The sequence below is a fragment of the Streptomyces sp. ME02-8801-2C genome (assembly GCF_033793965.1).
Classification (GTDB): domain Bacteria; phylum Actinomycetota; class Actinomycetes; order Streptomycetales; family Streptomycetaceae; genus Streptomyces.
This window is the reverse complement of record NZ_JARAXP010000008.1, coordinates 506,812-531,940: the sequence shown is the minus strand read 5'-3', so window position 1 is coordinate 531,940 and position 25,129 is coordinate 506,812. Positions and strand designations below refer to the sequence as shown.

General features: G+C 69.9%; 24 protein-coding genes. 11 read left to right on the top strand and 13 right to left on the bottom strand.

Annotation, left to right across the window (positions count from 1 at the left end; genetic code table 11):
- Nucleotides 1–792 carry a dioxygenase gene (locus PV396_RS28280; RefSeq protein WP_319209235.1) on the bottom strand — a complete coding sequence of 264 codons (792 nt, stop codon included), beginning with the start codon at nucleotides 790–792 and terminating at the stop codon, nucleotides 1–3.
- Between the two features lie 115 nt (nucleotides 793–907).
- Between PV396_RS28280 and PV396_RS28275 the strand changes: the two genes are divergently transcribed.
- The gene (locus PV396_RS28275) at nucleotides 908–1,417 is read left to right on the top strand and encodes a MarR family winged helix-turn-helix transcriptional regulator (RefSeq protein WP_319209233.1); all 510 of its coding nucleotides are present in this window, start codon (nucleotides 908–910) and stop codon (nucleotides 1,415–1,417) included.
- Between the two features lie 120 nt (nucleotides 1,418–1,537).
- Here PV396_RS28275 and PV396_RS28270 read toward each other — a convergent pair whose 3' ends face one another.
- Together PV396_RS28270 and PV396_RS28265 are read right to left on the bottom strand one after the other, a co-directional pair.
- Entirely contained in the window at nucleotides 1,538–3,070 is a 1,533-nt protein-coding gene (locus PV396_RS28270) for an MFS transporter (protein WP_319209231.1), read from the bottom strand.
- 120 nt (nucleotides 3,071–3,190) lie between these two features.
- Entirely contained in the window at nucleotides 3,191–3,832 is a 642-nt protein-coding gene (locus tag PV396_RS28265; protein WP_319209230.1) for a helix-turn-helix domain-containing protein, read from the bottom strand.
- A gap of 282 nt (nucleotides 3,833–4,114) precedes the next feature.
- On the opposite strand from PV396_RS28265, the gene PV396_RS28260 reads away from it, so the two are divergent.
- Nucleotides 4,115–5,419, top strand: coding sequence for a M6 family metalloprotease domain-containing protein (locus PV396_RS28260; protein ID WP_319209228.1), 1,305 nt, complete (start codon nucleotides 4,115–4,117; stop codon nucleotides 5,417–5,419).
- A gap of 52 nt (nucleotides 5,420–5,471) precedes the next feature.
- Here PV396_RS28260 and PV396_RS28255 read toward each other — a convergent pair whose 3' ends face one another.
- Entirely contained in the window at nucleotides 5,472–5,675 is a 204-nt protein-coding gene (locus tag PV396_RS28255) for a hypothetical protein (RefSeq protein WP_319209227.1), read from the bottom strand.
- 25 nt (nucleotides 5,676–5,700) lie between these two features.
- Entirely contained in the window at nucleotides 5,701–6,900 is a 1,200-nt protein-coding gene (locus PV396_RS28250) for a glycosyltransferase family 2 protein (RefSeq protein WP_319209225.1), read from the bottom strand.
- A gap of 316 nt (nucleotides 6,901–7,216) precedes the next feature.
- Here PV396_RS28250 and PV396_RS28245 point away from each other — a divergent pair, with 316 nt between their 5' ends.
- Together PV396_RS28245 and PV396_RS28240 are read left to right on the top strand one after the other, a co-directional pair.
- Nucleotides 7,217–8,698 carry a cellulose binding domain-containing protein gene (locus PV396_RS28245; protein WP_319209223.1) on the top strand — a complete coding sequence of 494 codons (1,482 nt, stop codon included), beginning with the start codon at nucleotides 7,217–7,219 and terminating at the stop codon, nucleotides 8,696–8,698.
- A 49-nt stretch (nucleotides 8,699–8,747) separates the two neighbouring features.
- On the top strand, nucleotides 8,748–10,421 hold the full coding sequence (locus PV396_RS28240; RefSeq protein WP_319209222.1) for an IclR family transcriptional regulator domain-containing protein: 1,674 nt from the start codon (nucleotides 8,748–8,750) through the stop codon (nucleotides 10,419–10,421).
- A gap of 121 nt (nucleotides 10,422–10,542) precedes the next feature.
- Here PV396_RS28240 and PV396_RS28235 read toward each other — a convergent pair whose 3' ends face one another.
- Nucleotides 10,543–11,331, bottom strand: a complete 789-nt coding sequence (locus PV396_RS28235; protein ID WP_319209221.1) for an IclR family transcriptional regulator — start codon at nucleotides 11,329–11,331, stop codon at nucleotides 10,543–10,545.
- Nucleotides 11,332–11,448: 117 nt separating this feature from the next.
- Between PV396_RS28235 and PV396_RS28230 the strand changes: the two genes are divergently transcribed.
- From PV396_RS28230 to PV396_RS28220, 3 genes are all read left to right on the top strand, one after another.
- Complete coding sequence (locus PV396_RS28230) at nucleotides 11,449–12,447, top strand: 5-dehydro-4-deoxyglucarate dehydratase (RefSeq protein WP_319209219.1); 999 nt, start codon at nucleotides 11,449–11,451, stop codon at nucleotides 12,445–12,447.
- Nucleotides 12,448–12,546: 99 nt separating this feature from the next.
- On the top strand, nucleotides 12,547–13,884 hold the full coding sequence (locus PV396_RS28225; RefSeq protein ID WP_319209218.1) for a gluconate:H+ symporter: 1,338 nt from the start codon (nucleotides 12,547–12,549) through the stop codon (nucleotides 13,882–13,884).
- 54 nt (nucleotides 13,885–13,938) lie between these two features.
- Nucleotides 13,939–15,279, top strand: a complete 1,341-nt coding sequence (locus tag PV396_RS28220) for an enolase C-terminal domain-like protein (protein WP_319209217.1) — start codon at nucleotides 13,939–13,941, stop codon at nucleotides 15,277–15,279.
- 66 nt (nucleotides 15,280–15,345) lie between these two features.
- Here the strand turns inward: PV396_RS28220 and PV396_RS28215 are convergent, their stop codons facing one another.
- A complete protein-coding gene (locus PV396_RS28215) occupies nucleotides 15,346–15,894 on the bottom strand; it encodes a DUF1062 domain-containing protein (RefSeq protein WP_319209215.1) in 549 nt (182 codons plus the stop codon).
- Nucleotides 15,895–16,120: 226 nt separating this feature from the next.
- Nucleotides 16,121–16,816: a helix-turn-helix domain-containing protein gene (locus PV396_RS28210; protein ID WP_319209214.1), complete on the bottom strand. Its 696-nt coding sequence runs from the start codon at nucleotides 16,814–16,816 to the stop codon at nucleotides 16,121–16,123.
- A 159-nt stretch (nucleotides 16,817–16,975) separates the two neighbouring features.
- Between PV396_RS28210 and PV396_RS28205 the strand changes: the two genes are divergently transcribed.
- Nucleotides 16,976–17,776 (top strand): intradiol ring-cleavage dioxygenase, encoded by an 801-nt coding sequence (locus PV396_RS28205; protein WP_319209213.1) that lies wholly within the window; start codon nucleotides 16,976–16,978, stop codon nucleotides 17,774–17,776.
- Nucleotides 17,777–17,862: 86 nt separating this feature from the next.
- Here the strand turns inward: PV396_RS28205 and PV396_RS28200 are convergent, their stop codons facing one another.
- The 4 genes from PV396_RS28200 to PV396_RS28185 all read right to left on the bottom strand — a co-directional run bounded on the left by PV396_RS28200 (nucleotide 17,863) and on the right by PV396_RS28185 (nucleotide 21,711).
- Nucleotides 17,863–18,537 (bottom strand): alpha/beta fold hydrolase, encoded by a 675-nt coding sequence (locus PV396_RS28200; protein ID WP_319209212.1) that lies wholly within the window; start codon nucleotides 18,535–18,537, stop codon nucleotides 17,863–17,865.
- Nucleotides 18,538–18,560: 23 nt separating this feature from the next.
- Complete coding sequence (locus PV396_RS28195) at nucleotides 18,561–19,376, bottom strand: citryl-CoA lyase (RefSeq protein WP_319209351.1); 816 nt, start codon at nucleotides 19,374–19,376, stop codon at nucleotides 18,561–18,563.
- Between the two features lie 19 nt (nucleotides 19,377–19,395).
- Complete coding sequence (locus PV396_RS28190) at nucleotides 19,396–20,622, bottom strand: CoA transferase (RefSeq protein WP_319209210.1); 1,227 nt, start codon at nucleotides 20,620–20,622, stop codon at nucleotides 19,396–19,398.
- A gap of 279 nt (nucleotides 20,623–20,901) precedes the next feature.
- Nucleotides 20,902–21,711 carry an IclR family transcriptional regulator domain-containing protein gene (locus PV396_RS28185; RefSeq protein ID WP_319209209.1) on the bottom strand — a complete coding sequence of 270 codons (810 nt, stop codon included), beginning with the start codon at nucleotides 21,709–21,711 and terminating at the stop codon, nucleotides 20,902–20,904.
- Between the two features lie 276 nt (nucleotides 21,712–21,987).
- On the opposite strand from PV396_RS28185, the gene PV396_RS28180 reads away from it, so the two are divergent.
- Entirely contained in the window at nucleotides 21,988–22,554 is a 567-nt protein-coding gene (locus tag PV396_RS28180; protein ID WP_319209207.1) for a VOC family protein, read from the top strand.
- A 156-nt stretch (nucleotides 22,555–22,710) separates the two neighbouring features.
- Here PV396_RS28180 and PV396_RS28175 read toward each other — a convergent pair whose 3' ends face one another.
- Complete coding sequence (locus tag PV396_RS28175) at nucleotides 22,711–23,028, bottom strand: hypothetical protein (protein ID WP_319209206.1); 318 nt, start codon at nucleotides 23,026–23,028, stop codon at nucleotides 22,711–22,713.
- 316 nt (nucleotides 23,029–23,344) lie between these two features.
- Here PV396_RS28175 and PV396_RS28170 point away from each other — a divergent pair, with 316 nt between their 5' ends.
- Together PV396_RS28170 and PV396_RS28165 are read left to right on the top strand one after the other, a co-directional pair.
- Nucleotides 23,345–24,154 (top strand): tripartite tricarboxylate transporter permease, encoded by an 810-nt coding sequence (locus PV396_RS28170; protein WP_319209205.1) that lies wholly within the window; start codon nucleotides 23,345–23,347, stop codon nucleotides 24,152–24,154.
- On the top strand, nucleotides 24,121–25,008 hold the full coding sequence (locus tag PV396_RS28165) for a helix-turn-helix transcriptional regulator (protein WP_319209204.1): 888 nt from the start codon (nucleotides 24,121–24,123) through the stop codon (nucleotides 25,006–25,008). Before PV396_RS28170 ends, PV396_RS28165 begins: the two co-directional genes overlap by 34 nt.
- Nucleotides 25,009–25,129 lie beyond the last annotated feature (121 nt).

The following is a 25,129-nucleotide window of genomic DNA, read 5'->3' as shown; positions in this document are numbered from 1 at the left end:
TCAGCCGAACTGGACCGACCGCTTGGCCATTCCGAGCCAGAAGCCGTCGATGACCGACTTCTGGGAGTCCAGTTCACCGGCCACCTCGGCGGCGCCCATCGTCACGAAGAGCGGGGCGAAGTGCTCGGTGCGCGGGTGGGCGTAGCGGCCCGCGGGAGCCTTGTTCAGGAAGTCCAGCAGTCCGTCCACGTCGCGTGTTTCCAGGGCCCGGTGGCCCCAGTCGTCGAACTCGCTCGACCAGGTCGGCACTCCGGGCCCGGTGTGCCTGAGGGCGGCCAGGTTGTGGGTGAAGAAGCCGGAGCCGACGATGAGGACGCCCTCGTCGCGCAGGGGCGCGAGCTTGCGCCCGATGTCCATCAGTTTCACCGGGTCGAGGGTCGGCATCGAGATCTGCAGGACAGGGATGTCCGCCTCGGGGAACATCTCCACCAGCGGGACGTACGCGCCGTGGTCGAGACCTCGGTCCGGGACGTCCTGCACGGGTGTGCCGGGGGCTCGCAGCAGCTTCCGTACGGACTCGGCGAGGCGGGGAGCGCCAGGGGCGGCGTACTCGACCTTGTAGTAGTGCTCGGGGAAGCCCCAGAAGTCGTAGACGAGGGGGATCGTTTCGATGGCGCCGATGGCGAGCGGGGCCTCTTCCCAGTGGGCGGAGACCATCAGGATCGCCTTGGGGCGGGGCAGGTCGGCCGACCACGCGGCGAGTTCGCCGGGCCAGATCGGGTCGTCCGCCAGTGGGGGCGCGCCGTGACTGAGGTAGAGCGCGGGCATGCGCTCCTGGATGTCGGCGGACATGTCGACTGCTTCCTTCCCGGTTCCGAAGATTCCGTTGAACTCTCAAGCTTCTCGCATACTGAACATACATCGTTTTGGTTTAAAATTCAAGGACGGGGAACGTAGAGTGGAGTACATGAACACGGCATCTACATCCGACGCAGAGCCCCGCTGGCTCACCGACGAGGAACAGCGCACCTGGCGCGTGTACGTCCACGCCGTCACGCTGCTCGAGGACCATCTCGACCGCCAGCTCCAGCGCGACGCCGGCATGCCGCACGTCTACTACGGCCTGCTCGTCGGTCTCTCCGACGCTCCGGACCGGCGGCTGCGGATGACGGAGCTCGCGATGAAGGCGAAGATCACCCGCTCCCGTCTCTCGCATGCCATCGCCCGCCTCGAGAAGAACGGCTGGGTACGGCGTGAGGACTGCCCGTCGGACAAGCGCGGCCAGTTCGCGGTCCTGACCGACCAGGGCCAGGAAGTGCTGCGACGCACCGCTCCCGGCCATGTGAGCGCCGTACGCCAGGCACTGTTCGACCGGATCACCGACGAGCAGCGCCAGACCCTCCACGATGTCATGGAAATCGTCGCCCAGGGCCTTCAGCCCGAGGACGCGAACGCGGATCTGCCCTGGCTCCGCTGAGCGGAACCAGGGCAGATCCTGGAGTCGTACGTCACGAGGCGTCCCCACCCCGCGTGACGTACGGAGTGGCCCGAAGGGAGACGAGGGGTCCGAGGTGTCCGTAAGGAGCGACGGCCGGGGTCAGTGGGCGACCACCGGGACCTTCAGCTCCTCGTCGGCACCCTCGCCGCTGACCGAACTCATGTCCGGGCGACCGGCGTTGATGAAGGTGAAGGCGATGCCCGCGGCGGCGACCAGGATGCCGACGGCGAACCAGATGGCGCTGGTGTAGCCGTTGACCATGCCCTCCAGCTGGACCAGCTGCTGCTGGGAGCGGGAGGCCGCGCCGCCTATGTGGTCGGAGATGTACGACGTGGTGGCGGAGGCGGCGATCGTGTTCAGCAGGGCCGTGCCGATCGCGCCGCCCACCTGCTGCGAGGTGTTGACCATCGCGGAGGCGACACCGGAGTCACGCGGCTCGACACCCAGCGTGGCCAGGGACATGGCCGGCATGAACGCCGTACCCATGCCGAGGCCGAGCAGCAGCATCGCCGGCAGGAGCAGGGCCGCGTACGAGGAGCCGATCTCCATCTGGGTCAGCAGCAGCATGCCGAGCGCGGCGACCAGGAAGCCGGGGCCCATCAGCAGCCGCGCCGGGACGCGGGTCATCAGGCGGGCGCCGATCTGCGTGGAGCCCGTGATCATGCCCGCGATCATCGGCAGGAAGGCGAAGCCGGTCTTGACCGGTGAGTAGCCCTTCACGATCTGCAGGTAGTAGGTCAGGAAGAGGAACAGGCCGAACATCGCGATGATCGCGAGGCCGAGCGAGAGGTAGACACCGCCGCGGTTGCGCTCGGTGATGACGCGCAGGGGCAGCAGCGGGGCCTTGACCTTGGACTCGACGAACACGAAGGACGCGAGGAGCAGCGCCGAGGCGACGAACAGACCGATCGTCAGGGAGTCGCTCCAGCCCTCGGACTCGGCGCGTGTGAAGCCGTAGACGAGGGAGACCAGACCGAGGGTGGACAGGACGACGCCCGGGATGTCCAGCGGCGAGCGGTTGCGGCTGCCGGCCGGCTCACGGATGACGAAGACGGCGCCGAGGGCGGCCACGATCGCGAACGGGATGTTCACGAAGAACGTCCAGCGCCAGTCCAGGTACTCGGTGAGGAAGCCGCCGAGGATCAGGCCCACGGCGCCACCGCCACCGGCGATCGCACCGTAGATGCCGAACGCCTTGGCGCGCTCCTTGGCGTCGGTGAACATCACCGCGAGCAGGGAGAGCGCGGCGGGCGCGAGCAGCGCGCCGAACGCACCCTGCAGGGCGCGGGAGCCGAGGAGCATCGCCTCGTTGGTCGCCGCGCCGCCCAGGGCGGAGGCGGCCGCGAAGCCGACGAGACCGGTGACAAAGGTGTTCCTGCGGCCCCAGATGTCGGCGATCCGGCCGCCGAAGAGCAGCAGTCCGCCGAAGGCCAGGGCATAGGCCGTGATGACCCACTGCCGGTTGCCGTCCGATATCCCCAGGTCCTGCTGGGCGGAGGGCAGTGCGATGTTCACAATGGTCGCGTCGAGCACGACCATCAGCTGGGCGAGCGCGATGAAGGTCAGCGCCTTCCAGCGGTTGGAGTCGGGAGCCGGCGCCTTTGCGGCGGCAGCCTGGGCAGTTTCGGACATGGGGATACCCACTTCGGGACTTCGTGACGGAAAAGTGTGTGAAAGGGGACCGGCACGTCAGCGCTGACGGCCGAAAGTCTGTTGCGAGTGGTGACGCGGATACGGCGATGAACTAATCGGTCAGGATCGGCGCAGGTCCTCCATCGTCACCGCCCTGCCGGGCAGTTCGGAGTGGGCCGGGGCCCGCAGCCCGTCCAGGAACAGTTGCAGGTGGCGGTGGACGAAGCGGTCGATGCTCGTGCACTCCGTGCCCGCCGGAGGGCGGCTGAGCTGGGAGACGACGACCATGACGTCGCCCACGTCCACGTCGGTGCGGAGCTGTCCGGCCGCCTTGGCGCGGTCCATGATCATCTGGGTGAGCTGCTCGACCCGCTCCCGCGCGGCCTCCAGGTCGGGGTGGTGCTTGTCGAACGCGCTGGCCATCATCGGACACAGCGCGCTCAGCCGTTCGTCGGCCGCGGCGTGCACGAAGCGCGCCAGCGCCTCGAAGGCGTCGCCGGTCTCCGCGAGCGCGAGTTCGGCCGCTTCGGACGTGCGGTCCATGACCGAGCAGACGACCTCGCGTACGAGGGCCTCCCGGTCGGGGAAGTTGCGGTACACCGTGGCGTTGCCGACGCCGGCCCGGCGGGCGATCTCGTCGATCGGCACCTCGGAGCCGAACTCGACGAACATCTCGCGGGCGGCGGTGACGATCCGCTCCCGGTTGCGCAGGGCGTCGGCGCGGGGCCGGGTCACCTTCAGCACGGGGGTCGCGGTCTGCACGGTGTACTCCTTCGTGGATTCTGCGCTTCTGCGCTTCAGGGCTTCTGCGCTTCGATCCGGGGAATCACTCCCCGTTTCGCTCGGACACATGGCTAAACGGGGAATCAGTCCCCGGTTATTTCCCTCCCCCGAAGAGATTTCATGTGACCTGAGTCACAGTCGCTCGGAGCGAGAAACCCACGATCGGTCTCCTTCAGCGCGCGCCCTCGCCGACCTCGACACAGGGTGATCGAAAGGGTGCAGTCCGAGACCGGCGGCTGCCGTGGCGCGAAGGGGCCGTGCATGCAGCAGCCGACCAGCCGTCGTCGGATACGCCCGCCGGGCCCCCTGCGCCCACGCCGGATGGCCGCCCTGGTCTCTGTGGCCGCGCTGACCCTCGCGGTCAGCACCTCGGCGGGCACCGGGGACCTCACCCGGGACCCCACGACGGCCGCAGGCTCCGTCCCGCTGGCCCGCTCCTCCCCGCTCGGCCCCTGTCTGATCCGGGGCGGCCTCGGCGTCCAGATGTCCGAGGGCCTGCCCACTCCGGCCGGCTACTCCCGGTCCACCGGTACCGTCCGCGCGCTGAACCTGATGGTCGACTTCTCCGACGCCCCCGGCCAGGGCAGCGCCCTCGACCGGCTCGCGGAGTTCTTCCCGCAGACCCGCGACTGGTTCACCACCAGCTCGTACGGCCGCCTCGACTACCGCCCCGAGGCCCCCGTCCCCGGCTGGCTGCGGATGCCGCGGACCTTCCGCTCGTACGGCATAGAGCGCGGCGCCCCCTTCGACCCCGGCTACCGGCGGCTGGTCCACGACATCGTGGCCGCCGCGGACCCCACGGTCGACTTCCGCTCGTACGACCTGCTGAACGTGCTGGTCACCCCGAACGCGGGACCCTCCGCCCTGGACACCGTGCTGTCCGTCACCTTCGCCGGCAACCGTGAGGCACCGGTCGCGGACGGGGTGCCCGTCGCCAACGCGTCCTTCGTCTACTCACGTCAGGACGACGGCTCCGGTTCGTACGACACGACCGGCTACCGCGTCCTCCCCCACGAGAACGGCCATGTGTTCGGGCTGCCCGACCTCTACACCCAGCACGGCGGAGGCGCGGTCGGCCACTGGGACATCATGAGCGAGGACTGGGGGGCCAACAACGATCTGCTGGGCTGGCACAAGTGGAAGCTCGGCTGGCTGGACGCCTCGCAGGTCGGCTGCGCGCTGACGGCCGGCACGACGGAGTACACACTCACCCCGCTGGCCCGTCCCGGCGGCGCGAAACTCGTCTTCGTGCCCCTTACCTCCCGTACGGGATACGCCGTCGAGCTGCGCACGCGCGAGGGCAACGACGAGACGGTGTGCCGGCCGGGCGTGCTGATCTACCGGGTCGACGCGAACGTGGACACCGGCCGCGGCCCGGTCACGGTGTACGACTCCCGCCGGGACAGCGGCGGGTGCACGCGCAGCCCGAACGTCCACGCGGAACTCTCCGACGCGCCCTTCGCCCCCGGCGAGGCCTTCAAGGATCCCCGGCGTGGCATACAGATCGCGGTCGCGAGCGCGGACCTCGAGGGGAACTACCGGGTGCGGGTGACCCGGGGCCGGTAGTACGGGCGGTCCGCGCAGGGCTCCAACTTCACAGGAACGTTTCCTCAAGGAGCTAGCGTCGGGACCTGACCCTGCCCTTCGCCATCCGGCGATCCCGCCGACGCTGCCGGAGGGAGGCCGCGTAGGTGGTCAGACTGATGACCACGATCGCGACGGTGATACCGAGCGTCAGCTGATCGACGGTCGTCACCCGGGTCACCGCGAAGGCGATGCCCGCGAGCACCGCACAGGCCCCCAGGCCCTTGAGGGTGTTCATCTGTCTCTCTCCGACCTGCTTCCAGCTATTTCCAGGCCGAGACACGAGTCAGGTAGGACTTCACGAGGGACGACACCATCCAGTACGCGCGCACGACTGTGTAGACCAGCTCGGGGATCAGCAGAGCCTCGACGAGCATGGCCTTCCAGCCGAGGCGCCGTACCCGCAGGGCGGGATAGACGATCCAGAAGCCGAACAGCGCCCACAGCAGCGTCTGGTGGTAGAAGCCGTACTTGGCGAGCAGCAGAAGCTGTCCCGAGCCCCACCCCAGGATGTAGACGAAGCCGATGAGCCCCATGATCATGGTGGCGATGGAGTGCCAGGTGAACCTGGTCCAGCCACGGCGGCGCAGCGTGTCCACCGTCCCTCGGCTCCACCGCTCGCGCTGCTGGATCAGCTCACGCAGGGTGGGCATGAGGTCGGTGTACGCGATGCAGAGCTGGTTGGCCGTCACCTTCCAGCCGGACTCCTTGAGCGCCAGCGTGGTCTCGTAGTCCTCGACCAGGTTGCGGTGGTCCTCCCAGAAGACCTCGCCCCGCCAGTCGATCAGGTTCTGCAGGGCCTCGGCCCGGTAGAAGGAGCCGGCGCCCGACATCGTGTGGACGTCCTGGCGGTAGCGGGAGTGGGCGGCCCGTCCGTACTCGATGATCTGCATGCCGAGCAGGAACCGCTGCCAGGGGTTGCGCCACAGGTCGGTGCGGCCGAAGCAGGCGGCACTGACCCCGCCGATCTCCGGGTCGGAGGCGATGACGTTCTGGGCCCTCTCGACGAACCTGCGGTGCAGGGCGGTGTCGGCGTCCATGACCAGGATGTGGCCCACCCGGTTGGTGAGCCGGCCGCCGACGTTCTCCCGCAGCCAGCGCAGGCCGTAGTTGAGGGCGCCCGCCTTTTTGTGTGGATTGTCCGGGAAATTCAGGACGACCGTGGGTGGCGTGTTCTCATCGTCGGCGAACCGGCGGGCGTATTCGTCCGTGCGATCGGTCGAGTTGTTGACCACCACGACGATGAGGTCCGGCCGACGGGACTGAGCGGCCAGGGACTCCAGCGAGGTGAGGACACCGACCTCCTCGTTGCGGGCCGGTACGAGGACCACGGTCTCGTAGACCGCCGTCTCCCGTACCGTCGCCTCGACCGGTGTCTCGTACGCGCCGCGCCCCCTGCGGTGCCGACTGCGGGAGGCCCGCCGCGGTTCAACGCGCGCAGGGCGCGCCGTCGTGCCGGCCATCGAAAATTCTCCCCACCCAGTTCATACGGTTCATACAGCCCAAACCGCTACGGCCGCACGGCTTTGCACACAGCGACCCCCCGCTGTGTTTTTGTCATGAAAGCTGCCTGCAAAATACCCCAGTCGCAGCCAACCGGAACAGACCCTCCCACCTGCCGAGACCCTTCGATGATCACATGCGATCAAAAAGGCGATAATTCAGACACTTAATGGTCATAAGGCGCGTCGGATGACAGTGGAGATATGACTACGATACGACGGAATCGTCAGGCAAGGATTCAGCCAACTCGAACAACCAGGACACACAGGAGCCCCAGTGAGCCGCCGCAAGCCCCCTCGCCGTGGGCGGAAGGCCCTCATATCGCTGCTTGTCGCCGGCGCGCTCGCCGGCGCGGGAGCCGCCTTCTACTTCCTGTGGTGGTCCTCCGGCACCGCCGAGTCCTTTGAGCTGACGGTCCGCTACCGGACCGACGCGCCCGCCAAGGGCGCCGTGGCAAGGCCCTGGCTGGAAGTCGTCAACACGTCGGACAGGCCCGTGGACCTGAGCGAGGTCACCCTGCGCTACTACTACACGGCCGACGGCGGTTCCGCGTACGCCTCGAACTGTGTCCAGACGTCCCTGGGCTGCTCGCAGCTCACCCAGCGGACCGCGGCGGCGGACGACGCGGCGCCGCAGGCCGACCACTACCTGGAGATCGGCTTCAGGCAGGCCACCGGGACCCTGAAGCCGGGCGGGAGCACCCACGGCATCGGACTGCAGCTCTACCGCGTCGACCACAAGGACCTCGACCAGGCCGACGACCGTTCCTTCGACGCCGACGACACCACGTACACACCGTCGAAGCGCGTGACGGCCTACCTCGGCGGCGCACTCGTCTGGGGCGAGGAGCCGAACGGCGACACCCCGGCGCCGGCCGGCTCGCCCGCACCCAAGTCGGCGGTGGTGACGGCGGCGGCGCCCGCGCTGCCCCGGGGGGTCCTCTTCGACGACTTCGACTACACCGGTCCCGGTGATCCCGCGCTCGCGGCCCACGGCTGGGAGGTCCGCGACGGCGCCGGCGGGCCGGGCATCAAGGACACCTGGTCGAAGGACGGCGTCAGCTTCCCCGCCCGGGAGGACGGGCCGACGGGCGGCACGGCGGCCGGAGTGGCGGGCGGCACGGCCGGTCAGGTTCTCCAGCTGCGGGCCGAGACCGACGGAACCGCGAAGGGCACCCGGCAGTCCGAGTTCCACAGCACCCGGGCGACCTTCTTCGAGGGAACCCTCGTCGCCCGCATCCACCTCAGCGACAAGCCGTCCAGCGGCGCCGACGGCGACCACATCGCCGAGTCCTTCTTCACGATCTCGCCCGACCACGAGTCGAAGAAGTACAGCGAACTCGACTTCGAGTACCTGCCCAACGGCGGGTGGGGAGCGTACGGGCCGCGTCTCGACACCACCAGCTGGCGCAACAGCGAGACGAACGACCGGGTCACCAAGTCGCGGATCATCAAGCTCGGCGGCTGGCACACCATGGTGATCACCGCACACGGCGGCAGGACCACCTACTCCCTCGACGGCCGCGAACTGTTCACCAGCGGCAGCAGGTACTCCCCGCGTGAGCCCATGACCGTAAACTTCAGCAACTGGTTCATCGACCTTCCCTTCAAGGGAGCGCGCGGCTGGGACATGAAGGTCGACTGGCTCTACTGCCGGGCGGACCAGGCCGTGTCCGGCAAGGACGCCCAACAGGCCGTCGCGGGCCTCACGGCCGACGGAACCCACTACATGGACACCCTGTCCGGTTCCAAGCCATGATCCCCGTTACGGTGTCCGGGAGATCCTCCACGGGGAGCACACACCGCCTATGTCACTGCCCGACTCCGCCACGGCGTCGTCCGCCGACGCCACCGTCCCGGCCGAGGCCGTCGCCCCGCTGATGCGTGGGCTCGCCGTGCTGCGGCAACTGACCGACGCGGGCGGGACACTGAGCCTGAGCGGTCTCGAGCGCGCGACCGGACTGGCCCGTTCCACGGTCGACCGGATCACCGCGACCCTCGCCCGCATGGGGTACGTCCGTCTCGACGGCCGGGACGCGGTTCTCACCCCTCGGCTGATGGAGCTCGGCAACGCCTATCTGGCCGCCCTCCGGCTGCCCGCCCTGCTCGACGCGCACGCGGACGCCCTCGCCGACGAGCTGGACGAGTCGGTGTCGCTCGCCGTCGGCGACCGGGACGGCATCCGGTTCATCCACCAGGCCACCCGCCGCCGCGCGATGTCCCTCAGCTTCCGCATCGGCGACCTCCTCCCCGCCGAACGCACCGCCCCCGGCCCGCTGTTCGCCACCGAGTGGACCCCGGCCGACTGGCAGCGCTGGCGCGAACGCCGGGCCGCGGACCCGGCCGACCACGGCTTCCCCGCGGTCCCGCCCCGCACCGACGCCTTGGGCGCCGACTTCGAGGCGTACGCCGAGCGGGCCCGCGTCGACGGCTGGGCACTGGACGACCAGCTGATCGAACCGGGCCTGGTCGCCGTCTCCGTACCCGTACGGGACCCCCGTACCGGCCGGGTGGCCTGTGTCGCGAGCGTCGTCAGCCACACCAGCCGCCACACCGCGACCGACCTGCGCGACACCCTGCTGCCGCGCCTGCGGGCGACGGTGACCGCGATGGAGGCGGAACTACGGGGCCGCCCGCCCGCCGGGACCCCGGCGCCGCCCTCCGGCCTCGCGGCCTGGACCGGGGCGTCCAAGCAGGAACTGGGCCGGGAGTTCATCGAGTCCCTGGCCAGAGGCCTGACCGTGCTGACGGCCTTCGGCGAGGGCCGCGCCGAGCTGACCCTGACGGAGGTCGCCCGGGCGACGGGCCTCGCGCGGGCGACCGCCCGCCGGGCCCTGATCACCTACGAGCACCTGGGCTACGTCGAGGCCCACGGCCGCACCTTCGCCCTCACCCCCCGGGTCCTGTCCCTGGGCTTCCCGCCCCTCTCCCACACGTCCCTGGCCGAGATCGCCTCCCCGCACCTGGCCGAACTCGCGGGGCGCGTCGACGAGTCGGCGTCGCTGGCCGTGCCGGCGGGCCACTCCGGCGCGGAGATCCAGTACACGGCCCGGGTGGCGACCCGGCGCATCATGAGCGCCAACATCACCCTCGGGACGAGGCTTCCGGCGTACCCGACGTCGATGGGCCGGGTGCTGCTCGCCGACATACCCGAGGCGGCGCGTGCGGTGCGGGACCTTGCCCCGCTGACCCCGCACACCGTGACGGACCCGGCGGCCTTCGCACGGCTGCTCACGGAGGTGCGGAACCAGGGATACGCCCTGGTCGACGAGGAGTTGGAGGAGGGGCTGCGGTCGATCGCGGTCCCGGTGCGCGACCGTACGGGCCGGGTGGTGGCAGCGGTGAACGTCGCGATGCACACGACCCGGCGTACGGCGGAGCAGTGCGTGACGGAGATCCTTCCGGAGCTGTACAGGACGGCGTCCCGGATCGAGGGCGAGCTGCGGACAGCGGGAAGGTTCTCTCGGGTCCCGTTGGCGTAGAGGAGTAGAGGAGTAGAGGGACGGGCCGCGCCCCACAGGGGCGCGGGGCTGTATCGTTTTGCGGCTCCGCCGCGTGGGCGCGACAAGCCCCCACCCACCCGCAGGCAACCGAACCACCCGCTCAACGCCAGTCAACCGCCCCCGAATGCATAGGCACCGCTGACTCGATCCTCGCCCGCGTCTCCCGCATGACGGCGACGATCCGGAGCTCGTGTTCCGGCGTCAGCCGAGCCACCGGCACCGAACAGCTGATCGCGTCGGTCGCCGGTTCGTCGTACCGCAGCGCGAAGCCGAACCCCGCGAGGCCGGCCACCGTCTCCTCGCGGTCCACGGAGTAGCCGCGCTCACGCACCTCGGCGAGATCGGCGTGCAGGGCGGCCCGGGTGGTGTGGGTGTTGTCCGTGAGGGCGACCAACTCCCCCTCGGACAACGGGAGTTCGGCGTCGGGTCGTTCGGCGAGGAGCGCCTTGCCGAGGGCGCCGGCGTGGGCGGGGACGCGGCGGCCGACGCGGCTTATCGTGCGCAGGTACTCGTGGGACTCGCGGGTGGCGAGGTAGACGACGTCGGGGCCGTCGAGGCGGGCCAGGTGGATCGTCTCGCCGAGCGCGTCCGAGGCCTCGTCGAGGTAGGGGCGGACCGCGCGGATACGCCGGTCGCCGTCCAGATAGCTGGTGCCGGTGAGCAGGGCGCGGATGCCGATGCCGTAGAGGGAGCCGGTGGCGTCGGAGCGGACCCAGCCGCAGTCGACGAGGGTCTGGAGCAGCTGGTACATGCTGCTGCGCGGCACATCCAGTTCCTCGGCGAGTTCGTCCAGCCGTGAGGGCCGCTCACCCCGGGCGGCGAGAAGTTCCAGCAGCGCGACGGTCCGGGCCGCCGACTTCACGCTGCGGACACCCCTCTTCTCCAGCATGGCCCAATCGTAGATCGGCCAGGAATCAGCGCTGTCGTTGCCATTGACCCCTACCCGTTCACGCATCTAACCTCCATCTCCATACGCAGACGTCATCTGCATAGAGAGATGAGATTCATGCCAGTGATCAACACGGACGCGGAGACGGCTCCGGGCACGGATACGGAGACGGGGACAGCCGCAGTGGTCCAGCGGCTCCGGGACGGCATGGCCGGTGGCGTGCTGTCGTTTCCGCTCACGAGCTTCGCCGACGACGGCCGTCTCGACCTGGACGCCTACCGCGCCTACCTGACCGGACGGCTCGCCGCCGCCCCCGGCGCGGTCTTCCCCGCCTGCGGAACCGGCGAGTTCTTCTCGCTCGACGAGGACGAGTACCGCGCGGTCGTCACGGCCACCGTCGAGATCGCGGACGGCCGGCTGCCGGTGGTCGCGGGCATCGGCTACGGCTGGGCGCAGGCGCTGCGGTTCGCCCGTATCGCGGAGGAGGCGGGCGCGGACGCGCTGCTGGTCCTGCCGCACTATCTGGTCGGGGCCCCGCAGGACGGGCTGGTGGAGCAGTTGCGGCACATCGCCGCCGGAACGCGGCTGCCGCTGATCGCGTACCAGCGCGGCCAGGTCACGTTCACGGCCGAGGGCCTGCGCCGCATCGCCGCGATTCCGGGGGTCGTCGGCCTGAAGGACGGCCACAGCGACCTCGACCGCCTTCAGCGGCTGACCCTCGCCGCCCCCGACGGCTTCCTCTTCTTCAACGGCGCCTCGACCGCCGAGATCCAGGCCCGCGCGTACGCCACGGTCGGTGTGCCCGCCTACTCCTCCGCCGTGCACGCGTTCGCACCCGAGATCGCGAACGCGTTCTTCGGCGCGCTGCGGGACGGAGACGACACGGTCGTGACCGAGCTGCTGCGCGAGTTCTACGTCCCGCTGGTCGAACTCCGCGACCGGGTGCCGGGCTACGCCGTGTCCCTGGTGAAGGCGGCGGCCCGACTGCGCGGCCTCCCGGTCGGCCCGGTCCGCGCCCCGCTCACCGACCCGGGTCCCGGCGACCTCGCCGACCTGGCAAAGATCCTCGACCACGGCCTGTCACTGGTGGGGGCGGTACGACAGCAGGCCTTCTGACCAGCACTTTCGCAAGAGCGCGGCTCGCCTCCAGACGCTTCGGTTCGGTTCGGTTCAGTTCGGTTCAGTTCGGTACAAACAGTTCAAAGGAGAACTGTCTTGCCTCTCCTCGTGGTCGCTATCAGTGTTCTGATTCTGCTGCTCCTCATGACCCGGTTCAGACTCAACGGCTTCGCCGCACTGCTCCTCGTCGCCGTCGGCGTCGCGCTCGTCCGGGGCATCCCGGTGGCGACCATCCCGGACGTCCTCTCCGACGGCATCGGGGGTCAGATCGGCGACACCATGCTCACCATCGGCCTCGGTGCGATGGTCGGCCGGGTCATGGGCGACTCCGGCGCCGCCCAGCGGATCGCCGGGAAACTGCTCGACGCCGGCGGACCGCGCGGCGTCCAGGTGGCCATGGTGATCACGTCCATGCTCATCGGCGTGACCATGTTCTACGAGGTCGCCTTCATCATCATCGTGCCGATCGCGTTCACCCTGGTCAGGGTCACCGGCGCCAAGCTGCTCTGGGTCGGCCTGCCGATGTCGATCACCCTCTCGACGATGCACAGCTTCCTGCCCCCGCACCCCGGCCCGACCGCCGTGGCGGCCACCTTCGACGCCTCCGTAGGACTGACCCTGTTCTACGGCCTGTTCATCGCCGTCCCGGCGGGCGCGCTCATCGCACTGGTGTGGCCGCGGCTGCCGTTCATCAGGGCGATGGACCCGTCCATCCCGAAGGGCCTGGTCAGCGACCGCGAGTTCACCGACGAGGAGATGCCCGGCCTCGGCTGGTCGCTGTCGGTGGCTCTGTTCCCGGTGATCCTGATAGCGGGCGCGGCGGTCACCGACCTCGCCACCTCCACCGAGAGCCCCTTCCTCAACGTCGTCGCGTTCATCGGCTCGGCCCCGATCGCGCTGCTGCTCACCCTGTGTCTGGCGGTGTGGGCGTTCGGTCCGCGCATCGGCCGGAGCCTCGAGGAGGTCGGCGCGTCCTGCACGTCGGCGGCGCAGGCGATGGCGATGATCCTGCTGGTGATCGGCGCGGGCGGCGCCTTCAAGAACGTGCTGGTGGAGGGCGGTATCTCCGAGTACATCAAGGACACCACGGACACCTGGTCCGTCTCCCCCATCATCCTCGCCTGGCTCATCGCGGTGATCCTCCGCATCGCGCTCGGCTCGGCGACGGTCGCAGTCGTGACGGCGTCCGGCGTGGTGCTGCCGCTCCTCGCGGGCAGCGGTGTCCACCCGGAGATCATGGTGCTGGCCGTCGCCTGCGGCTCGATCGCCTGCTCGCACGTCAACGACCCGGGCTTCTGGCTCTTCAAGGAGTACTTCAACCTGTCCGTCGTCGAAGCCATCAAGGTCCGTACGAGCTACACGACCGTGCTGGCCGTACTGGGCCTGGGCGGGGTGCTGGCGGCGGAATGGGCCCTCGACATCCTCAACATCTGACCCACTCCACCTCCCCCCTCCCCCTTCTCCCCCCGCACAAGGACCTCGATGAGCATGAGCACGCGTACGAATCAGCCGACCGTCACCGCCCTCTCCGTCTACCCGGTCGCCGGCCGGGACAGCATGGAGCTGAACCTCTCCGGCGCCCACGGCCCCTACTTCACACGCAACATCGTGATCCTCACCGACTCCGAGGGCCGTACGGGACTCGGTGAGGTGCCGGGCGGCGAGAAGATCACGCGGACGCTGCGCGACGCCGAGTCGCTGGTCGTCGGGGCGAAGGTGGGCGACTACAAGCGCGTCCTCAGGGAGATCGGGGCCCGCTTCGCCGACCGTGACTCGGGCGGACGCGGCGCCCAGACCTTCGACCTGCGCACCACCGTCCACGCGGTGACCGCGGTCGAGTCGGCCCTCCTCGACCTCCTCGGCCAGCATCTGGACGTACCGGTCGCCGCCCTGCTCGGCGACGGCCAACAGCGGGATTCCGTACGGGTGTTGGGCTACCTCTTCTACGTCGGCGACCCGGACCGCACCGACCTGGACTACGTCCGCGAGCCCGACTCACCGGTGGACTGGTACCGCGTCCGGCACGAGGAGGCCCTCACCCCGGAGGCGATCGTCCGGCAGGCCGAGGCGACCCACGCCCGCTACGGCTTCCGCGACTTCAAGCTCAAGGGCGGGGTCCTGGAAGGCGCCGAGGAGGCCAAGGCCGTACGCGCGCTGAAGGACCGCTTCCCCGAGGCGCGGATCACCCTCGACCCGAACGGCGCGTGGTCGCTGCGCGAGGCGATCGAACTGTGCGCGCCCCTGAACGACACGCTCGCCTACGCCGAGGACCCGTGCGGCGCGGAGAACGGCTACTCGGGGCGCGAGATCCTCGCCGAGTTCCGCCGGGCGACGGGTCTCCCGACGGCGACCAACATGATCGCCACGGACTGGCGGCAACTCACCCACGCCCTGGCCCTCCAGTCGGTGTCGATCCCGCTGGCCGACCCGCACTTCTGGACCATGCAGGGCTCGGTGCGCGTGGCCCAGCTGTGCAACGCGATGGGTCTGACCTGGGGTTGCCACTCCAACAACCACTTCGACATCTCCCTGGCCATGGTCACGCACTGCGGGGCGGCGGCGCCGGGTGAGTACAACGCCCTCGACACCCACTGGATCTGGCAGGAGGGCCTGGAACGCCTCACGGTCGCTCCGCCCCAGATCGTCGGGGGCGAGATCGCGGTGCCGGACGCGCCGGGGCTGGGGGTCCAGGTGGACATGGAGCGGGTGCTCGCGGCCCACGAGCTGTACCAGGAGCGGGCGTTGGGGGCGCGGGACGACGCGATCGGGATGCGGTACCTGGTGCCGGGCTGGGAGTTCGACGGGAAGCGGCCGTGCCTGGTGCGGTAAGCGGAAAGGGGGTCTGCCCGACGGATTGCGCCGCCGGACAGACCCCGCCCCCGGGAGGGGGGATGCTCAGCGCTTGAGCGTGAAGGTGAAGTCGCCGGAGAGCTTGCCGGTCAGCCGGACCGCCGAGACGAGCTTCCCCTCCACGATCAGCCGCTCGACCTCGGCCCGCGAGAGACCGCACCCCTCGGCGATCAGCCGCACCGGCCGGACAGGGATCCGCGCGACGAAACGGACCGAGACGTCGACCTTCTCGCGGTCCAGGTGATCCGATCCGCCGGTGTCGAGACGCCAGGCGCGGTCCCAGTCGAGGGCGATGCGGTTACGGCGCCGTACGACCGGATCCTGGAGCAACTCGCCTGCCAGTACAGGGTCGTTGTCGTGCATCCGGTCCAGCAGCTCGGGCCGTACGGAGCGCACGTTCACCCGCTCCAGGATCGCGAGCTTCGTGGTTTCCCCGCAGCCGGTGCAGAGCGCGAGGAGCCAGGCGTCGATGAGTTTGTGGTTCGCGTTGACGCGGAACTTGCCGTTCACGCGGAAGCGCTCGGCAGTGCACGTGTGGCAACGCCGGAGAACGAGAGGCAGGCAGGTGGGCATGACCACCCAGCGATTGAGCACAGAAGGACACCGTTTCCAGTGAGAAGACCGCAGCAGAAAGCAGCGCGGCGCATAGGCGCGACGCGCGACCGATCAGCGTTCGGGGGGTCTCACTTGGTGTACAACGGCATGCCTTTGCCTCGACGACGGGGTTCGCGTTCGGCAGCACGGTAGCGGCGTACGGGGGCGGCGCTCCAATGATTTTCCGGGCCTCGGCCCCGGTGAGGCGTCGACTCCGTCTGTCAGCTCAACTGCTCTTGCCGGGCGGCGGTGTTGACGTCCCCTGGCCGGCGCGGAGCATGGCCTGGTAGAGGGGTTCGTGTCCGGGTGAGGCGGGCAGGGGTCCGCGCGCCGGGGTCTCGAGGGACTGGACGAGCAGGGCGACTACGCGTCGCCAGGCGTCCGGGGCGGCGTCGCCGATGGCGCCCACGACGCCGGCGTTGGCCATGTGGATCAGTACGAGGTCCGAGGGGTCGAAGTCCGCGCGCAGACGGCCGGTGGCCTTGGCGCGGTCGATGAGGCGCAGCATGGCCTCGTACGCCTCGTTCCGGCGTTGCTCCAGGACCTTGGCGGTGGGGAAGGTCATGGTCAGGACGTCGGCGAAGCCGTTGTCGGCGGCCTGCATGGCACAGGCGGACTCGATGTAACCGACGAAGCCATGCCAGGGGTCGGGGTCGTCCAGGGCGGCGGCGACCGCGTCCGCGTAGGCGCCCATGCGGTCGGAGAAGACGGCGTCGACCAGTTCTTCCTTCGTGGGGAAGCGGCGGAACATGGTGGCGATCCCGACGCCGGCCTCGCGGGCCACGGAGGCCATGGAGGCACTCAGGCCGTCCCGTGCGAACACCGTGCGCGCGGCGGCGATGATCCGCTCCCGGTTGCGCTCGGCGTCACTGCGCAGGGGCGGGGCGGCGTGACCGTCGGGGTGCTGGGCGCCTGGGTTCATGGCGGCGAGTCTAGCAATTGGATTACCTTATCCATTTTTGTCCACTTCGACTCCACGCCGACTCCACCCCAACCCCCTTGTCTCATAAGAAACTTGACTGCCCATCACCTCACCGAACACTCACACCGTCCACCACTTCTCCGCTATCTTCCCGTGTTCATGACAGAGAAACGGGAAACGTTGCCCACCCAGATCGGCCGCCGTACCGTGCTCCTCGCGACGGGTGCCACGGCCGCCGCTCTGGCCGTGACAGCGGCCACCCCGAAAACCCCCACTTCCCCCACTCCCCCCACCTCCGCCCAGGCCGGTGACTCCGTGGACACCGTCCCCGTCGCCGCCACCGCCGTCTGCACCCTCACGAGGGAGATGACGGAAGGGCCCTACTACCTCGACGGGCAGTACGTCCGCGCCGACATCCACGAGAACAAGACCGGCATCCCCCTCAAGCTCACCCTGACCGTCGTCGACGACGACACCTGCGCGCCCCTCAAGAACGCCCTGGTCGAGCTGTGGCACTGCGACGCGCTCGGCGAGTACTCCGGCTTCGTCGGCCAGAACGGCCACAGCGAACCCGACAACGGCACGTTCCTGCGCGGCGGCGTTCTGACCGACGCCAGTGGCCTCGCGAACATCACCACCGTTTACCCCGGCTGGTACCGGGGCCGCTGCGTCCACATCCACCTCAAGGTGCACACCAACGTCACCCTCACCCCGGACGGCTCGTTCACCGGTGGCCGCGAACTCCACACCGGCCAGCTGTACTTCAGCGAGACGATCACCCGCCGGGTGGCCGCACTCCCGACCTACGCGGTCAACACCGTCCCCCGTACGACCCTCACCCAGGACTCGATCTACGACGGCGGGGGCGCCGTCTCCGGCCTCCTCACCCTCACCGCGCTGGGGACTTCACCCTCGGCGGGATACGGGGCGACGCTGACCGTGGGAGTCGAGACCGGCTGACGCCGACAGCACCGGAGTAACCCGGTTCCAGAGCCGTGTGCGGACGCGGCCCACGATCGTCGCGTACCGCGTCCGCACACCGTCTGTCACGGCAGAAGCGCGGCCTGCGTGGCGAGGAACCGGGCCAGTGGGCCCGGCGCGGAGTAGAACGGCGAGTGGTCGCAGTCGAGTTCGACGTGTGCGGCGGCACGTGCGGCGCAGGCGCGCTGTGCTTCGGGGCGCACGGTCCGGTCCGCGGCGCACACGACGTACGCGCTGGGGACCGTCAGCCACGCCGGGTCGTCGAGGGGCGTGTCCGGCACCCGGCTGCGCATCGGCCGCCAGAGGCCCGCCGCGCGCTCGGCGGTCCGGGGAGGCGTGGTGGAGTAGAGCGCCTCGCGGGCGGACGGCAGCAGGGTCCGCGTACCGTCCGGGGCCGTCCGTACCGAGCGGTGGAAGGCGGGGTCGTTCCAGGTGGGCGTCAGTTGTGCGGGCGACTCGCCGGGCAGCGGCATCCGCGCGGCGACGTAGACCAGGCGTGCCGCCGTGTGCCCGCCGGCCGAGACCGGCAGACCGGCGTAGCTGTGCGCGACCAGCAGCACGGGCCCGCGTCCGGCCGCCTCCCGTACGGCGGCGCGGACGGCCTCGGTGTCGTCGGTGAAGGAGGTGAGGGGGAGGTCGATCGCCCGGCTGCGGACGCCCGCCGCGGTCAGCTGTTGTGTCACCTCCTCCCAGCAGTGGGAGCCGTGGTGGGCGCCGTGGACGAGCAGGACGAGGGGCACGGGCTCGCGTGTCGGCGACCGGGTCACGGCAGGTTGCCGGGGTGCGGGTCGGGGGCCACGGGCCGGTTGTTGAGGTCGACGGAGAGGAAGATGTCGTTCGCGACCGGATGCCTCATCTCCTCCGCGAGCTGGCCGATCAGCCCCGCCGTACGGGCCAGCAGCGCGAAGCCGCGCAGCAGCGGGATGGGCAGGTCGAGGTCGGCGAGGGCGGCTCCGCACACCCCGGCGCCGTTCAACGGCAGGGTTTTCCCGAGCAGTTGGGGATGGGTGCGGCCGATCGCGGCGAACAGCGACAGGTGGGGGCCGAACTGCCCCTCCTCGGCGGCGATCTCCATCAGCCGGGGGGTGCGCGGGTCGCCGTCCTTGTGGACGTGATGGCCGAGACCGGGCACGAACCGCCCGGCCGCCCGCTGCGCGCGTACGGTCTCCAGGGCGAGGACGTCCCATCCCGCCTCGTCGTCCGGCAGGGGGCCGCGATGCTGAGCGATGACCTCGTGCAGAAAGGTCCCCGTGTCCTCGGTGACCCCGAGGAAGCGGGAGCCGCCGCCCAGCAGCCCGGCCGCGAGCGCGCCCTGCACCGAGTCCGGCGCCGACAGATAGGTGAGGCGCGTGACGATCGCGGTAGGGGTGAAGCCGTGGTCGGCCAGCGCGGCGAGGACGGCCTCGAAGACCCGTACCTGTCCGGGGGTGGGGCGGCGCTGGGTGGCCAGCCAGTAGGCGAGTTCACCGAATCCCACCTCGCCCATCACGTCCCGGGCGAGGTCCGTGCCGAGCAGGGTGATCGTGGTGGGAGAGGAGGCCCCGAGCGCTGTGGGGTAGGGGGCGGGCTGGTCGGTCACGTCAGTCACGTCAGTCACGTCAGTCACGGGAGTCCTTTCCGGTGGTGAGCGGGGCTTGGGGGGTGGTTGGGTGCGGTGCCGAGAGCCACTTGCGGAGTTCGGGGCCGTGCTCGTCGAGTTCCGGGGGCGGCAGTTCGTAGCGGGCCGGTGTCCCGGAGAACGTGATCGGGTGGCGTGCCATGGGGACGGCCCGCTCGCCCTGGCCGACCTCCACGACCGGGTCCAGTTCGAAGCGCTCGGCCATGGCGAAGCCTCCGTCGATGGTGTTGATGGGGGCGGCCGGTACCCCGGCGGCGACCAGGGCGTCGAACCACTCGGCCGCGCCCCGGGTGGCGAGCCGCTCCACCAGCAGGGGCCGCAGTTCCTCACGGCGGGCGGTGCGGTCCCTGTTGTGCGCGAACCGGGGGTCGTCGGCCGCGTCGGGTATGCCGAGCACCTCGCACAGCCGCCGGAACTGGCCGTCGTTGGCGGCGGCCACGATCAGGTCGCGATCTGCGGTCGGGAAGGGTTCGTACGGGAAGACGCTCGGGTGGGCGTTGCCCATCCGGTAGGGCACGGTGCCGCCCGCCACATAGGCGGAACTGTGGTTGACCAGGCCGGACAGGGCCGAGGACAGCAGATTGACCTCGACGTGCTGGCCCTCGCCGGTCGCGTCGCGGTGCCGTAGCGCGGCCAGGATGCCGATGGTCGCGTGGTTGCCCGCCATGACGTCGAAGACGGAGATGCCGGCCCGGTAGGGCTCGCCGTCCGGGTCGCCGGTGAGGCTCATCAGACCGGAAATCGCCTGCACCATCAGGTCGTAGCCGGGTACGTGCCGGCCCGCGCCGGATCCGAAGCCGCTGATCGAGGCGTAGACGACCCCGGGGTTGCGGGCCGCGACGCCCGCGTAGTCCAGCCCGAACTTGGCGAGCGCGCCGGGCTTGAAGTTCTCGATCACGACGTCCGCGCGGTGCGCGAGTTCACGGGCGGCCGTGGCGTCGTCCTCCGCGCGCAGGTCGAGGGCGATGGAACGCTTGTTGCGGTTGACCCCCAGGTAGTACGTGGACGTCTCGCCCCGGGTCGGCGGCATCCAGGTCCGGGTCTCGTCACCGGCCGGGGACTCGACCTTGACGACCTCGGCCCCGAGATCGGCGAGCAGCATGGTCGCGTACGGGCCCGCCAGCACGCGGGAGAAGTCGGCGACAAGCAGCCCGGACAGCGGCCCGACGCCCCTGCCCGAGGCTGCCGGCGTTGAGGGCATTTCCATGACACCATCCCTTCGACCGCACAGCGGACACTTGTCCGCCAAGTTGGATTGTGGCACGGCGACCGGCGGGGCGGCGAGGGGCCGCGGGCCGTCACCGGGCCCCACGGGTGTCGTCGGCAGCCGGATGCGGGCGGAGCCGGGGCGGCCCGGGGCGCCGACGCGAACGCGAGGGGAGACGGCTGGACGGCGTGCGCAACGGCCCGGTCCGGCGCTGCGGCCCGGCGCTGCCCGCCCCCGGGAAGTCGATCCGGCGTGTGCCGGCCCGTCGCGGTGAGCGGGTCAGGGGCGGGGAAGGACCAGCGACTGCGGGAGGGCGGCGAGCTTGGCGAAGTCGCAGCTGATGTCGCCCGCCGTCTGCAGCAGGAGCGGCAGATGTTCCTCCCGCAGCTTGGCCACCGAGGTCTCGGCGGCATGGGCGTTGACGTTGACGGCCGCGATCACCCGGCCCCCGCCGTCCCGCAGGGGCACCGCGACCGAGCGGATGCCCAGCGCCAGTTCCTCGTCGGCCAGGGCCCAGCCGCGGGCCCGTACCTCGCGCAGAGCCTCGTCCCGTTCCTCCCGGCCGGGCTGCCGGAGAGGGGTGAGTCCGGAGCGGGTCGGCTCCGCCAGGGTCTTCTCCAGCCGCTCCGGCTCCAGTGCCGCGAGCAGCACCTTGCCCAGGGAGGTCTGCAGCGCCGGGAAACGCGTACCGATCTGCACGGAGAGCGTCACGATCTTCGGGACGGCGACCCGCGCCACGTACACGATGTCGCTGCCGTCGAGCTGCGCGATCGAGCAGGACTCGCGCGTGCGCTCCACCAGTCGCTCCATGTGCGGACGGGCGACGTCCCAGAGGCCCAGTGAACCGACGTACGCCGCGCCCAGGTCGAGCACGCGCGGGGTGAGCGCGAAACCCTTGTCCAGGGCGCGCACGTAGCCGAGTTCTTCGAGGGTCAGCAGGATCCGCCGTACGGTCGGGCGGGCCAGGCCGGTCGTCGTCGCCAGCTCCGAGAGGGACATCACCGGGCGCTGCGGGGCGAAGGCGGTGATCACGTCGAGCCCCCGGGCCAACGCTTCGATGAAGTCGGGCCCGGTACCGGTGCGCGGCATCTGCGGCCCCTCACAGTCGTTCGGCTGGGTGTTCAGGTTACTGCCCAGTGTCCGCGTGCCGTCACGTCTGTGGAGAAAGCCGTATACGGGCAACGGGCTCCCGCGACGCTCTTGACGGCGGGGGCGAAGCGCACGAAGGTAACGAGAGCGACCGCCTGTCGGACAGACGTCCGTCGCCCTGTTCCGTCGTCCAGTTTTTCGTCCTGCCCCCGTCGCCTTGTCTGCTGCCTGCTGCCTGCTGCCCGGCGGACCAAGAAATCTCAAGGAGAGTCGACGATGACCCAGACTTCCCCCGCCCCCTCAGCCGCGTCCAGCGCCGCCGACCTGCCGTCACGGCTGCACCACAACGCCTACGTCACCCGCGACCAGGAGGCGACCCGGGCCTTCTACGAGGACCTCATCGGCCTGCCCCTCGTCGCCACCTGGAAGGAGTCCGACGAACTGTTCGGCGCGGTACGCACGTACTGCCACACCTTCTACGCCCTCGGCGACGGCAGCGCCCTCGCGTTCTTCCAGTTCGCCGACCCCGAGGACCAGAAGCAGTTCGGCCCCGAGATGCCGCACTCCCCGTTCCAGCACATCGCGCTCAAGGTCACCGAGGCGGTGCAGAGCGCGATCGCCGAGCGACTGGAGAAGGCGGGCTGGCGGCCCGAGGAGACCTACGTCCTGGAACACGGCTACTGCCGCTCCCTCTACACCAGCGACCCCAACGGCCTGCTCCTCGAGTTCACCGTGGACGCCCCCGGTATCGAGGCGAGCGACGCCGAACGCCGCCGCACCGCCCACGCGGATCTCGCCTCGTGGCTCGCGGGCGAACACACCACCAACAACACCTACCGCTGATCGGTCGCCTCGGCGTCATCGGGCTCCCGATCCCCCTGGGCGTCGCCAGGCGGTCGAAGACGCACTCGCTTGCGCTCGGAGATCACGGACGGTTCGTGATCTCCGTAACGGCCAAGCAGCCAAAGGCCAGGTCAGTAGTCGGAGCAGACGCTGCCGTCAGCGGTCCGAGCCGTCCTTGTTGGTCGGCAGGTCCAGCCACACCTCGTTGCGCGGGTTGGCGAATTCGGGGTTGACCGAGGGCTGCGTCGGGCCAGCCTTGTCCTGGTAGTGCGGTCCCGCGTCCGTCGGCAGCTTGCCGCACGGCTTGGTGTGGACGTGGGCACCGGAGACGCGGTTGCCGACCAGGCCCCTCAGGCGCAGCTCGATCCGGGTCCCGCCGTCGCGGCGCAGCTCTTCCTTGACCTGGACCCTGGCGCCCACCGGCACCAGCTCGGAGTTGTAGGTCACCGCCGGCGCCTTGACCACGTCGCTCACCGGGGAGAACGCGGCGTTAATGGCAATACTCCGTAAAAGGTGGAATTGGAGAAACACTCCGCGACATTGTCGAAAATGTGTAAGGGATAAGAACTGACACTCCCGAAGAATTGGGCGACAACCGATCACTAGAATCCTATAGGCGCGTCGCGGACGTTCCGGATTCATACCGCTGGGTACTGGATCGATTTTGTGAAGGATTAAGTTTTCTTACAATTCCCTGGCGCGGAGTCGCGCGCGAGTGCAATGCGGACGTCCGAGCAAATGTGTTGACGCGGTCGGACGGTCGCCCTGCGGCCCCGAGTTCCTCGCTCTGGTGGCTCGCAGGGGCCGCGCCGGCGCAGCCCTGGCCACCGCCGCCGTGGGCTCGTACATCGGCGGGATCGTGGCCGTCCTCGGTCTGGTCCTCGTCGCGCCCCTCATGTCGAAGGTCTCCGTCGCCTTCGGCTCGGCCGAGTACACCGTGTTGATGGTCGGCGCCCTGGCCATGACGGCCTCGCTGATCACCGGCTCGCGCCTGAAGGCGGGCATCTCCGCCCTGTTCGGGATGGCCGTCGCCCTGGTCGGCACCGACAGCCAGTCGTCGGTCGGACGCTGGACCTTCGGCGTGCTGGAACTCTCCGACGGCATCGACATCTCCCTGGTCGCCATGGCGCTGTTCGCCGTGCCCGAGGCCCTGCGCCAGTTGTCGGTCGGCCGGAAGCGGCCGGACGAGGGGGTGGCGATGACCAGCCGTGCCTGGATGAACCGCGAGAAGCTGTGCCTCTCACTGCCCGCCTACGGCCGTGGCACGCTTGTCGGCTTCCTCTCCAGCCTGCTACCCGGGTTCGGACCCACCCTGGGCACATTCGCGGCGTACTCCCTCGAGAAACGCGTCGCGCGCGGCGAGCGCAGACGCCTCTTCGGCCCTGGGGCCATCGCTGCCAGCTGCAGAAACGAGGGGGTCCTGGGGCGGGCTGCAGCCGGTATCCGGCGGCGAACCCCTCTGACCTGCGGCTCCGCCCTACCGGAAGGGGAGGCGTTGGGGATTACTGCTGTGAGGGGTAATGGCAGGGTCTCTCAGCCCGTGTGCGGCGAACCTACTCTGGCCTCATGGACAACCGCGCCGAAATCAGTGCGTTTCTGAAGTCTCGCCGTGACAAGATCACGCCCGAGCAGGCCGGTCTGCCCGCGTACGGCCACCGCCGGGTGGCCGGGCTGCGCAGGAACGAGGTCGCGACGCTCGCCGGCGTCAGCGTCGAGTACTACACGCGCCTGGAGCGCGGCAATCTCAGCGGTGTCTCCGACAGCGTCCTGGACGCGCTGGCCCAGGCTCTGCGGCTCGACGACACGGAGCGCACGCACTTGTACGACCTGGCCCGAGCGGCGAACAAGACGCCCGCCCGTGTGCGGCGCCGGACCGCCCGGCCGGCTGTGCGGCCCAGCGTGCAGCGCATCGTTGACGGGATGCCGGGCATGCCGGCGTTCGTGAAGAACCACCGATTCGACATTCTGGTCGCCAATCCGCTCGGTCGCGCACTGTTCTCGGAGATGTACGCCGATCCGGTCTGTGGGGCGAACACCGTGCGGTTCGTGTTTCTCAGCCCCGCGGCCCGGCGGTTCTACGTCGACTGGGAGCGCATCGCCAGGGGCGCTGTGGGCGCGCTGCAAATAGAGGCGGGCAAGAACCCGTACGACCGCGAGTTGTCGAACCTGATCGGTGAACTGTCGACCCGCAGCGACGCCTTCCGCGTGATGTGGGGCGCCCACGACGTGCACGTCTTCCATGACGGGACGAAACGCCTCAGGCATCCGGTCGTCGGCGAGCTGGAGCTCAACTTCGAATCGATGAACCTGCCGGACGGCTCGGGGCTGGTCGTGGCCTTGTACAACGCGGCCCCAGGCTCCGCGGCCGCGGACGCGCTGAACCTGCTGGCGAGCTGGTCCGCCACGGCCGAGACCGCGGACGTGCAGGCTGCCGAGGTGGACTCCGAGAACTGAACCGACGTCCACAGCCCCGCCTTCTCCGGCTGCCGCCGGCAGCGAGGGCGGGGTTTTGACCTGCGCATATGCCGCTGGGGGTCCCTGCTGTTACCCCTCACAGCGGAGACTCCCTCATCGT